This window comes from Amycolatopsis sp. NBC_01480 (genome assembly GCF_036227205.1).
Lineage (GTDB): Bacteria > Actinomycetota > Actinomycetes > Mycobacteriales > Pseudonocardiaceae > Amycolatopsis.
In genome coordinates this window covers 2,800,257-2,810,151 of record NZ_CP109442.1, presented here as the reverse complement: position 1 = coordinate 2,810,151, position 9,895 = coordinate 2,800,257, and the positions used below count along the sequence as shown (strand labels likewise).

The 9,895-nt window shown below is 69.7% G+C and carries 14 protein-coding genes; 11 read left to right on the top strand and 3 right to left on the bottom strand.

Annotated elements, in window-relative coordinates:
- Positions 1-89: 89 nt before the first annotated feature.
- Positions 90-1,229 (bottom strand): purine-cytosine permease family protein, encoded by a 1,140-nt coding sequence (locus OG371_RS13420; RefSeq protein WP_329069048.1) that lies wholly within the window; start codon positions 1,227-1,229, stop codon positions 90-92.
- A 48-nt stretch (positions 1,230-1,277) separates the two neighbouring features.
- On the opposite strand from OG371_RS13420, the gene OG371_RS13415 reads away from it, so the two are divergent.
- Complete coding sequence (locus OG371_RS13415) at positions 1,278-2,735, top strand: recombinase family protein (RefSeq protein WP_329069047.1); 1,458 nt, start codon at positions 1,278-1,280, stop codon at positions 2,733-2,735.
- Here the strand turns inward: OG371_RS13415 and OG371_RS13410 are convergent.
- Positions 2,732-3,022, bottom strand: a complete 291-nt coding sequence (locus OG371_RS13410; protein ID WP_329069045.1) for a hypothetical protein — start codon at positions 3,020-3,022, stop codon at positions 2,732-2,734. The two genes, OG371_RS13415 and OG371_RS13410, sit on opposite strands and share 4 nt — an antisense overlap.
- A gap of 106 nt (positions 3,023-3,128) precedes the next feature.
- Positions 3,129-3,566 (bottom strand): hypothetical protein, encoded by a 438-nt coding sequence (locus OG371_RS13405; RefSeq protein WP_329069043.1) that lies wholly within the window; start codon positions 3,564-3,566, stop codon positions 3,129-3,131.
- A 172-nt stretch (positions 3,567-3,738) separates the two neighbouring features.
- On the opposite strand from OG371_RS13405, the gene OG371_RS13400 reads away from it, so the two are divergent.
- From OG371_RS13400 to OG371_RS13355, 10 genes are all read left to right on the top strand, one after another.
- Positions 3,739-3,966 (top strand): helix-turn-helix domain-containing protein, encoded by a 228-nt coding sequence (locus tag OG371_RS13400; protein WP_329069041.1) that lies wholly within the window; start codon positions 3,739-3,741, stop codon positions 3,964-3,966.
- 318 nt (positions 3,967-4,284) lie between these two features.
- Positions 4,285-4,506: a hypothetical protein gene (locus tag OG371_RS13395; RefSeq protein WP_329069038.1), complete on the top strand. Its 222-nt coding sequence runs from the start codon at positions 4,285-4,287 to the stop codon at positions 4,504-4,506.
- Entirely contained in the window at positions 4,503-5,006 is a 504-nt protein-coding gene (locus OG371_RS13390) for a hypothetical protein (protein ID WP_329069036.1), read from the top strand. The genes OG371_RS13395 and OG371_RS13390 overlap by 4 nt, the downstream gene beginning before the upstream one ends.
- Positions 5,003-5,188, top strand: a complete 186-nt coding sequence (locus OG371_RS13385) for a hypothetical protein (protein WP_329069034.1) — start codon at positions 5,003-5,005, stop codon at positions 5,186-5,188. The genes OG371_RS13390 and OG371_RS13385 overlap by 4 nt, the downstream gene beginning before the upstream one ends.
- Complete coding sequence (locus OG371_RS13380) at positions 5,185-6,123, top strand: YqaJ viral recombinase family nuclease (RefSeq protein WP_329069032.1); 939 nt, start codon at positions 5,185-5,187, stop codon at positions 6,121-6,123. The genes OG371_RS13385 and OG371_RS13380 overlap by 4 nt, the downstream gene beginning before the upstream one ends.
- Positions 6,120-7,226 (top strand): phage recombination protein Bet, encoded by a 1,107-nt coding sequence (gene bet / locus OG371_RS13375; protein WP_329069031.1) that lies wholly within the window; start codon positions 6,120-6,122, stop codon positions 7,224-7,226. The genes OG371_RS13380 and bet overlap by 4 nt, the downstream gene beginning before the upstream one ends.
- Positions 7,223-7,801 carry a hypothetical protein gene (locus OG371_RS13370; protein WP_329069029.1) on the top strand — a complete coding sequence of 193 codons (579 nt, stop codon included), beginning with the start codon at positions 7,223-7,225 and terminating at the stop codon, positions 7,799-7,801. The genes bet and OG371_RS13370 overlap by 4 nt, the downstream gene beginning before the upstream one ends.
- Complete coding sequence (locus OG371_RS13365) at positions 7,798-8,151, top strand: hypothetical protein (protein ID WP_329069027.1); 354 nt, start codon at positions 7,798-7,800, stop codon at positions 8,149-8,151. Before OG371_RS13370 ends, OG371_RS13365 begins: the two co-directional genes overlap by 4 nt.
- Complete coding sequence (locus tag OG371_RS13360) at positions 8,148-8,486, top strand: hypothetical protein (RefSeq protein WP_329069026.1); 339 nt, start codon at positions 8,148-8,150, stop codon at positions 8,484-8,486. The genes OG371_RS13365 and OG371_RS13360 overlap by 4 nt, the downstream gene beginning before the upstream one ends.
- Positions 8,483-9,880 carry a DNA primase family protein gene (locus OG371_RS13355; protein WP_329069024.1) on the top strand — a complete coding sequence of 466 codons (1,398 nt, stop codon included), beginning with the start codon at positions 8,483-8,485 and terminating at the stop codon, positions 9,878-9,880. The genes OG371_RS13360 and OG371_RS13355 overlap by 4 nt, the downstream gene beginning before the upstream one ends.
- Positions 9,881-9,895: the final 15 nt, after the last annotated feature.

Sequence of the window (9,895 nt, the reverse complement as noted above, 5' to 3'; positions counted from 1 at the left end):
ACGCTTCCCCCGCACTGAGTGCAGTGAAAGCGTCATCCGCTACACCGAGCCAGCCCACACAACGACCCACAACCTTTGCCAGACACGCGCTAGGCGGCCGCCTCCTGCGCCCGGACCTGGGACCGCCCGAACACCAGCGTCACCACGAAACCGAGCACCAGCGCGACAAGCACGCCGAGATTCGCGAACGCCCAAGACCCGCCGAGGCCGAACGGCTCCAGCAGGTAGCCCTGCCAGTGCAGCCAGCTCGCCGACGCGTTGGTCACCAGTCCCCAGCCCAGCGCCGTCGCGATGACGATCAGGGTGATCGGGCCGAAGCGGACGTCGCCGTAGCGGCCGCGCGGGTCGAACAGGTCGGCTTCGGCGTAGTCGCGGCGGCGCAGCAGCACGTCGGCCAGCATCACGCCGCACCACGCGGCCACCGGCACGCCGAGGGTGGTCAGGAACCCCTGGAACTGGCCGAGGAACGTGCCGCCGAAGAAGACCAGGTAGACCGTGCCGCCGATCATGATCACGCCGTCGACCAGCGCGGCGGCGTACCGCGGGATCCGCAGCCCGGCCGACAGCAGCGACAGCCCGGACGAGTAGATGTCCAGCACCGCCCCGCCGACCAGCCCGAGCACGGCGACGATCGCGAACGGCACCAGGAACCACACCGGCAGGATCGTGGTCAGCGCGCCGATCGGGTCGGCCGCGACGGCCTGGTTCAGCTCCGGCGAGGACGCGGCCAGCAACAGCCCGAACACCAGCAGCACCACCGGCGCCACGGACGCGCCGAACGTCGTCCACCCGACCACCCCGCGCCCGGACGCCCGCCGCGGCAGGTAACGCGAATAGTCCGCGGCCGCGTTCACCCAGCCGAGCCCGAAGCCCGTCATCAGGAACACCAGCGCGCCGATGAACTCCTGCGCCGAGCCCGCCGGCACCGCCGTGACGGCCGGCCAGCGCACGTGCCCGGCCACCAGCACCACGTAGACGACCGTGAGCACGCCGGTCACCCAGGTGATGACGGTCTGCAGCCGCATGATCAGGTCGAACCCCAGCACGCCGCTGACCACGGTCAGCCCGGCGACCACAACCAGCGCCACCACTTTTGTCGTCGTCCCGCCGCCCCAGCCGAGCCGCTCGAAGACGGTGGCGGTGGCCATGGTCGCCAGCGCCGTCAGGACGGTCTCCCACCCGACGGTCAGCATCCACGAAATCGCCGACGGCAAGAGGTTCCCCCGCACGCCGAATGGCGTATTCCGCAAAGGTGCCTCATCAGGCAAGCTGGCGGGATGACCCGTCATGTTGCGCTCTACCTGCGCATATCCAAGACCAGCGCCGACAGCATCGCGGATCAAGAGATGCAGGGGCGCGAGTACGCGGCCGTCACGTGGCCGGGCGTGCCGGTCGTCATCTACGCCGAGGACGGGTTCAGCGGCGAGAAGGACGACGTCGTGCGGCCGGCGTACGACCTGCTGCGCGCGGCTGTTGCTCGGGGCGAGGTCGCGCGCCTGTGGTGCGCCGAGCAGTACCGGCTTGAGCGCAACGAGGTCCGCTGGTTTCGGTTGCGCGCCGAGCTCGTCGACGGGGGCGTGACTGAGCTGCATACCCGGCGTGAGGGAATCGTGCGTGTCGAGGACGAGATCGCCAGCTTGCGGGCGGTGCTCGGCGCGGGTGAGGTGCGCCGGCTTCGCAGGCGCGTCAACGACAAGCTCGCGACCAACGCCGCGCGGGGAAACGCGCCGGCGGCGATCGTGTTCGGGTACGTCCGCGCTGGCAAGTCCTACGAGATCGTGCCGGAGCAGGCCGCCGAGATCCGGCAGGCCGCCGAGCGTGTGCTCTCCGGGTGGTCGCTGACGCACCTCGTCGACGACCTGGACGAGCGCGGCGTGCGCCCGGCTCGTGGCGGGAAGTTCGCCGCTAGCAGCGTGAAGAGCATGCTCACAAACCCGTCCGTCGCGGGGCTGCGCGTGTACCGCGGCGAGGTCGTCGGCGCGGGAAACTGGCCGGCCATCCTCGACGAGGTGACGTGGCGTTCGGTACGCGCGAAGCTGTCGAGTCCTCGCCAGGTTGAGCGACGCGACGGGAAGGGCAGCTACGCCGTCGGCGAGTCGATGTTTATAGTCAGTGCGGGGCGAAAGTACTTGCTGACCAGCGGACTCGCGGTCTGTGGCGTCTGCGGCACGCCGCTTGTAGGGGCTCCGAAACATCGGATGGTGCAACCAGGAAAGCCCAAGCCTGCCCCCACGCCCCAACTGGCCTGCCGCCGGGCGAAAGGGGGATGCGGGGGCGTGACTGCGACGATCGCGCCGGTCGACAAGTGCGTGCTTGATCGCATGTGGACTGAGCTCGACAAGCCGGAGTTCCTCGAACACCTCGCCGGCGACGACCACGCCGGGCGGCGCGAGGAGATCACCCGCGACCTTGCCGCGTTGGACGCTCGACGCATCGAGCTCGCGGCGGCGTGGGCGAAGCCCGGAGAGTTGACCATGGGCGAGTGGAAGGCTGCTCGCGACGCGTTCAACGCGCAGGAGCAGGCGCTGCAGCACGAGCTTGCCCAGCTGCCGGCGTCAACCAGGAGTACCCCCGACGTTGCGCTCTTGCGTGAAGCGTGGCCCGACATGACGCTCGACGAACAACGGGAGGTCGTCCGCATGTTCGTCGAGCGCGTCGTCGTGCGGCCCACGGGCAGGCAGGGCGGCAGGGTGTTCAACCACCGCCGTGTCGAGATCGAGTGGCGGAAGCGTTAGCGCACGACGCGTAACGACTGGCGGGGGTCGTCGCTATCCTCGGCCGCCAGCTGGATGATCGCTCGGCGTTCGGCTAGATCGATTCGCCGCGTCAGGGCGCGCACGATTCGATCTTGTGCGGACAGGCTGATGGTCGTGACGCCGGAGAGGATCAGGGTGGCGATCGACAGGTCCCAAATCGCGGGTTCGATCAGCTGAGTTCCGATGATCAGCAAGTAGGTGGCTTGTACCACCACGAACGCTGTGACCACGGCGAATACCGACCCCACCCAAACGCGGCCTTGCATGCCCGCCCCTCCCGTCTTCCCCCAACCGGATTCGTACATACGTTCTATATGGCCGTTGCGACGGTGTGTTAGCCAAGGTGAAAGATCTTCACTCGAACGCGCTAGTTCACCTGCTGGCGGCTGTGATCTCGTCGGCCAGTTGGGCGAGCACGCCCTGCCGTCGGGCCAGGCGTGTCGCCATTTCGAGTGTGTCCTCGGCCTCGGCATCGTCTCCGCCAGTGCGGAGCGACACGGCCAGATCGAGCAGGGTCCGCACTGCGGCGATCGCGTCGACACTTCCGTCTGCGCGTCGCACTGGCGCGGGCTCGGCGACCGGTATTGGGTCACTGCCGCGGGCAATGGCGTCGATCGCGCCCGGCTGCCATTGCAGCGCCCCCTCAAGGCGCCGCTTGTTCGCCGCGCGCATCCGGCGCCCCTGTGCGGCACTCCTGAGCGTCTCTCTCGACATGTCGGCGAGTGTGGCCAGCTCGACGAGCGTCAGGCTGAGCTGACTGCGCCGGAGGTCGATCCACCAACCGAGACTTTTCTCTGCGTGCTCACTCACGACCACCATAGTAACGTGGCAAAACGTGGCAAGTCTAGGCGTGTCCGGGGTCACGCAATGCACCGTTCGCGCACCTCGCGTCATCGATTCGCCACTTACTGCCACGTAATAGGGCCCGTAATGACAGGTTGATCTTTGACCACGTGGCTAAACAGGGCATAACGTGGCTGCCATGCGAACGAGAGAGATCGACGGAGAGAAGATCCGTCAAGCCCGCGAGGTAGCCGGCCTCACTCAGGCCAAGCTCGCCGCGATCCTGCGCATCGCACCCTCGACTGTCGGTCACTGGGAGATCGGCAACCGCTCTCCGGTCGGGGCCAACTTCCGGGCGCTGTGCAAGGCGCTGCGCATCACCCCGGCCGAGCTGACTGTGGACGAGCCCAGTGTCGCGGCGGCGTGAGCCGTGTCCGGCAAGCGATCCAGCGACAGTGCCCCGATCGCTACCTCTGCCGCTCATGCGGCGGCTCAGGCACCGTGCCCGTCGACCCGCACGACAGACGGCAGGGCGATCGACAGTGCCCCGGATGTGGCGGCATGGGAACGCTCGGCGGGACCTGAGCACGTCCTTGCACTCGACGATCCGGCGACGCTCGCCCGCGCCGCTCGCATCGTCCGCGCGGCGCTCGCCCGACGGGCGGCCCGTGAAACGACTGCCGCATAAGGAAAGCCGCTCCGTGGCCTGCGTGGAACGAGCAGGGCTGAAGGATAAGGACCTCCCATGACCAGCATCGAACACCTCACAAATATCGCAACGATCACCCCCGCACCTGAGAAGCAGTACTGCGAGATGTCGTGTGGTCGCCGCGCCGCGTTCCTGGCCCAGCGGTTCGACGAGGGCGGCGCGAAGCACGCGTGCGGTGGCCACCTCGCCGCCGCGGTTCGCGCGGTGTCGCCGGACAAGCCGGTCATGGTCACCGCGCTTGCGGCGGGTGCCCGATGACCGGCACCTCCGTCTACACCGTGAGCCGCGTCCGGAACATCGTCACGGCGAACCTGGCGGCCGTCCGGACCGGAGAGTGCAGCCTTGCCGATGCCGAGGCCCGGATCATGGGCGCGCTGAGCGGGTACGAGGCGCAGCAGGGCGCCGCCGCCGCGCTCCGGGACGCCGAGGTCACTGCGAACACCCCGGGCAAGACCACCTCCGATCCGGTGCTCACCTCGGCGCGTGCGGCGCGCATCGTTGCGCCGCGCACCGGCAACCAGCGCGGGCGCGTCCTGATCGGCCTTGTCGAGCAGGGCGGCGCGACGGATTTCGAGCTGGTCCGCCGACTGTCCATGTTGGACAACTCGGTCCGGCCGCGGCGTCGTGAGCTGGTCGAGGGCGGGTACATCCGTGCCTCGGGTCTGGTCCGTGAGCACTACGGCACGGCCTGGACCGTGTGGGAAGCCACCACCGAGGGGCGCGCGTGGTACCGGCGGGCCAGCGGCGGTGTGGCATGACCGCCCGCGTGGTGGCCGGCCTCGACGGCGAGCAGCTGGTGGAGGTGACGGTGTTGGTCGCGGTGGCGCCGGGGTGGCACGGCTACGACTGGCGCCCTGAGCGGATCGCCACCGCCGTTGCTGCCGCAGTGCAGCGCGTCGAGGGCCTGGCCCTCGTCGAGGACGTGGAGGTGTCGGCATGATCTCGAACTTCTGGGACACCCCCGCGGCGCGGGAGGTGCTGCCCGCCGACATCGACCGCGCGACGTGGTTGGCCGAGCGGCGCCGCGGCATCGGCGGGTCCGATATTCCGGTGCTGTTCGGCGAGTCCAAACACCAGTCCGTGTATGGGTTGTGGCTGGACAAGACCGGCCAGCTCGCCGACGAGGACCCGAGCTACGCCATGCTGCGCGGGAACTGGCTGGAACCGCACCTCGCGGACTGGTTCGCCGATCAGACCGGGCTCGACGTGGCCCGCGCCGGCTTGCTCGCCTCGCGGGAGCGGGACCACCTGCGCACCACCCCGGACCGGCTGGTGGACGACGGCGGCGTGCTGGAGATCAAGACGCACAGCGTCTACGCCGACGTGGCGAAGGAGTGGCGCGACGGCGGGATCTCCCGCGGGGCGTACTTGCAGGCGCAGCAACAGCTTGCGGTCACGGGGCGGAGTCACGCGTGGTTTGTCGCGTGGATCGACCCGGTGCCGCACCTGCGCGGCCCGGTGCAGCGCGACGACGCGGTGATCGCCGACATTGCCGCGCGAGTAGACAAATTCTGGACAGAGCACGTCATTTCCGAGACACCGCCCGAGGTCGACCTGGCCGCGATCACGGACGCCGAGCTGGCGTTGCGGTGGCCGGCCGCGGTCTCGGGCACGGCGGTGGAGGCGCAGTACCCGGCGCACGTTGAGGCGCTGCTGGCCGAGCGCGCCGAGCTGAAGGCCGCGGGCAAGGCGACCGGCGCACGGATCGCCGAGGTGGAGGCCGCGTTGCGGGTGTTCGTCGGCGATGCCGAGGTGCTGACCGTCGATGGCCGACCGGTGCTCACGTACAAGACCGTCGCGCGCGCCGCCTTCACGGTGAAGGCGAGCAGCGGTCGGCGGCTGCACATTCCGACGCGAAAGGACGTGGCCCGATGACGGGCAAGGAGATGGTGACGCGTTCCGCGGGGTCGCTGGCGCTGGACCCGGCGCAGACCGGGTGGACGGAGGTCCAGCGCGCGGCGCTGGTCCAGCTCGGCCTCGACGACGCCCCGGACGCGGACCTGGCGGTGTTCCTGCACTTCGCGCAGCGGACGGGGCTGGACCCGTTCGCCCGGCAGCTCTACATGATCGCGCGGTGGGACTCGCAGGCCCGGCGGAACAAGTACACGATCCAGGCGGCTATCGACGGCTTGCGGATCGTGGCGGAGCGGCACGGCCAGTACGGCGGGCAGGTCGGCCCGCAGTGGTGCGGCCCGGATGGCGTGTGGTCGGACGTGTGGCTGAAGAAGGGCCCGCCGGTCGCCGCGCGTGTCGGTGTCATCCGCAAGGACTGGTCGCAGGTCATGTACGCCACGGCTCATTTCGGCGAGTACTCGGTGACGAAGAGCGGTGGTGCTCTCACCTCGATGTGGCAGGGCAAGGGTGCGCTCATGATCGCCAAGTGCGCGGAGGCTTTGGCTCTGCGTAAGGCTTTCCCGCAAGATCTCGCCGGGGTGTACACGGAGGAGGAGATGGCGCAGGCTGACGCGGTCCAGGCCGAGGCTGAGCGCCAGTCGGCACCCGAGCCGCCCCGCCGCGAGCAGCCCGAGGCGATCGACTGGGACGCCGCGCTGGCCGAGGCCGCCGGGGACGTGGCCGCGCTGCAGAAGCTCTACAACATGGCGCGCGGGGTGGAGCCGAACAACGCCGCGTTGGCCGAGCGGATCGCCGCGGCCGGCAAGGCAGCCGCGCAGGCGGCCGAGGCCTCGGCCGAACCTGTCGACGCCGACGTGGTCGAGGACGCGCCCGAGCCGCGGGCGACCGAGAAACAGCTGACCGCGATCGCGGCGGCGCTGGGCGAGCACGGCGTGAAGGACCGTGAGGACCGTCTGGCCGTGGTGTCGTTCCTCGTCGGCGCGCCGATCGGCACGACGAAGAACCTGGCCCGGTCCGAGGCCGCGCACGTGCTCGACACCGTCGCGCGGTTCGCCGAGGCCGGCCAGATGGCCGACGCGGTGCGGGACGCGTGCGCGGCATGGACTCCGGGGGTGACCGCGTGACGCACGTCGAGGTCACCACCATCCAGGCCGGCCACCCGTACCCGAAGTGGGACCACGTCGTCACCGTCGTGAACCTCGGCGCGCACTGGCCAGTCGCAGTCTGCCCCACCGCCGAGCGTGCCGCGATCGTCCGCGACGCCCTGGCGGTCATGGCCGCCGCCGACGGTCACGGCTTGGTGGACCGCGTCATCGGCGGCACCGCAGACCTGCGGGTGTATCACGTGGGTGAGCTGCTGACGCTGCGATCCGGCGAGAGATGGCGCGTGGACACCCTGCATCGCGGTCGTTACGGGCGGCCCGGCGTGGGGCTGGTCAACCCCGATAACCCCCGCCACGGCACCTCGTTCTACGCCGATGTGCTCGACGAGCTGGTGGTGGAGCGCCGCCCGTCCGTCATCACCGCGGCGGCCCGCGTCGCGGCGTACCTCGCCCAGCTGGAGCGGCGCGCGGGCAGCACCCTCGACCTCGCGCTGATCCACGCGTTCGGCCTCGACCACCACGCCGCGGCGTTGCGCGTGGCCGACCTCCGCGCGCTGCTCGGCGCCGCGCTGCGCACGCCGGAGGTGACCGGATGACCGAGGGGACAACGCGGCCGGCGCCCCCGCCGCTGATCCACCGGAACCCGGAGTGCCCGCTCTGCTGCGACGAGACCAGCGGCGACGGGACCTGTTTCTGGTGCGCCTACTGCGGCGCCACATGGCCGGTCACCGGCGACGGCGACGGCGAGTGGTCCGATGTGGACGCCGCACGGTGCACCAGCGTGATCAGGCCGTTCGTCGAGTACGACCCGGTCAAGTACCAGGGCATCGCGGGCACGCGGTACCGCTGCTACCTCGACGCCGGGCACGACGGCAAACACACCCACCCGGACCACGTGTACGGCTGGACCGCGGCCGACGCGTGCGTCGCGGACGAAGCGGCGTGAGCGGTGACCGTCGCACCGTCGAGGTGGACCGCGTCGAGTACGACTTCCTTGTGCTCGATGCGGCTGCCTGGCGGCTGCTCAACACCAGCCCGCACGTTGCCGAGCTGCTGGCCGAATGGGTCGAATGGGCCTACCGCGCCGGGCAGCGGGACATCTCGGCCGCGTTCTCCGCCGGCGCGGACTGGCGCCAGGTGGCGTCCGTGCCCACCTACGCCGAACTACGCCGACGGCGTGCCGAGGCCACACGGCCTGAGCTGACGCCGCGGGAAATCCGTGCTCGAACCGCGGCCTCGTGGGCGCATTTCGAGCAGCACCACCAAGAAAGGTCCGCATGACCACGACGTACGCCGACGCCGAGACCGCCGGCGTCGTGCCGTTCCTGAAGGAGATGCACTCCGGGCAACTGCGGATCGCCGAGCGGTTTGTGAGCGCCTACGCCGATCACCTGTTGTACGTGCACGGCATTGGGTGGCATCGGTGGTGCGGCACGCACTGGATCGAGGACCGCGACGGGGAGGCCCGTCGCTGTGTCGTCGCGCTGCTGAAGGATCTGCGGCACGAGTCCGTGGAGCTGTCCGCGAAGGACCGTGACGGGCTGATCGTCGACGTGAAGAAATGCGAGTCGTCCGGCGGCATCACCGGCGTGCTGGAGATCGCGAAACACCTGCGGCCCATGACGGTCGCGGCCGAGGAGATCAACGCCGCACCCTGGTTGTTCAACGCGCGCAACGGCACGCTGAACCTCGACACGGGGCAGCTGCAACCGCACGACCCCCGCGACATGATCACCAAGTGCGCCGGCACGGAGGCCGCCGCCGGCGCGCGGTCCGGGCTGTGGAACACGTTTCTGGAGACCGTGCTCCCGGACGCCGAGGTCCGCGCCTACCTGCAACGCGTGTTCGGCGTGGCGCTGCTGGGCAAGGTTCGGGAGCACACGTTGCCGATCCTGACTGGCACTGGCGGCAACGGGAAGTCCGTGTGCATCGATGCCGTGCTGGCCGCGTTCGGGGACTACGGCATCACCGTGGACCCCAAGCTGATCATGAAGACGCGGCACGAGCGGCACGGCACATTCCTCGCCGACCTGCACGGCGCCCGCATCGTGGTCACTTCCGAGACCGACGAGGGCGACGTGATCGCCGCGGCCACGGTGAAGCGGCTGACGGGCGGGGACAAGATCCGCGCGAACCGGATGCGGGAAAACGCCTTCGAGTTCGAGCCGTCGCACTCGCTGATCTACGTCACCAACCACAAGCCGCAGGTCTCCGCCGACGACAAGGCCATGTGGCGCAGGTTGAGCGTCGTCCCGTTCGACGTGACTGTGACCGAGCCGGACGTGAAGCTGCCGGAGAAGATCAAGGCCCAGCTGCCCGCGGTGCTGGCGTGGGTGTTCGGGGGGTGGCAGGACTATCAGCGGGTGGGATTGAACCCGCCTGCGGCCGTGCTGGAGCGCACGGAGTCCTACCGGGACGCGTCCGACCCGCTGGCGCAGTTCCTCGACGAGGAATGCACCCTCCAGCCCTACGCGAAGATCAAGGCCACCGTGCTGTACCAGACGTGGGCGACGTGGTGCCTGCGCCGCGATATCGCCTCGATGTCACAGAAGGACTTCGGCCTGCGCCTGACCGAGCGCGGGTTCGAGAAGAAGCGCGGGCACGGCGGCGCATACCAGTACGTCGGCATCGGGCTAGCCGCCGACGAGGACGAAGCGGGCGGTCTACCGCTGTGACCTGCGCGGGTGAAC

What these genes read in the sequence shown, in the direction of transcription:
- OG371_RS13415 (WP_329069047.1), top strand. Translation starts at nt 1,278, where the DNA reads ATGACCCGTCATGTTGCGCTCTACCTGCGCATATCCAAGACCAGCGCC.
- OG371_RS13410 (WP_329069045.1), bottom strand. Translation starts at nt 3,022, where the DNA reads ATGCAAGGCCGCGTTTGGGTGGGGTCGGTATTCGCCGTGGTCACAGCG.
- OG371_RS13400 (WP_329069041.1), top strand. Translation starts at nt 3,739, where the DNA reads ATGCGAACGAGAGAGATCGACGGAGAGAAGATCCGTCAAGCCCGCGAG.
- OG371_RS13395 (WP_329069038.1), top strand. Translation starts at nt 4,285, where the DNA reads ATGACCAGCATCGAACACCTCACAAATATCGCAACGATCACCCCCGCA.
- OG371_RS13390 (WP_329069036.1), top strand. Translation starts at nt 4,503, where the DNA reads ATGACCGGCACCTCCGTCTACACCGTGAGCCGCGTCCGGAACATCGTC.
- OG371_RS13385 (WP_329069034.1), top strand. Translation starts at nt 5,003, where the DNA reads ATGACCGCCCGCGTGGTGGCCGGCCTCGACGGCGAGCAGCTGGTGGAG.
- OG371_RS13380 (WP_329069032.1), top strand. Translation starts at nt 5,185, where the DNA reads ATGATCTCGAACTTCTGGGACACCCCCGCGGCGCGGGAGGTGCTGCCC.
- bet (WP_329069031.1), top strand. Translation starts at nt 6,120, where the DNA reads ATGACGGGCAAGGAGATGGTGACGCGTTCCGCGGGGTCGCTGGCGCTG.
- OG371_RS13365 (WP_329069027.1), top strand. Translation starts at nt 7,798, where the DNA reads ATGACCGAGGGGACAACGCGGCCGGCGCCCCCGCCGCTGATCCACCGG.
- OG371_RS13355 (WP_329069024.1), top strand. Translation starts at nt 8,483, where the DNA reads ATGACCACGACGTACGCCGACGCCGAGACCGCCGGCGTCGTGCCGTTC.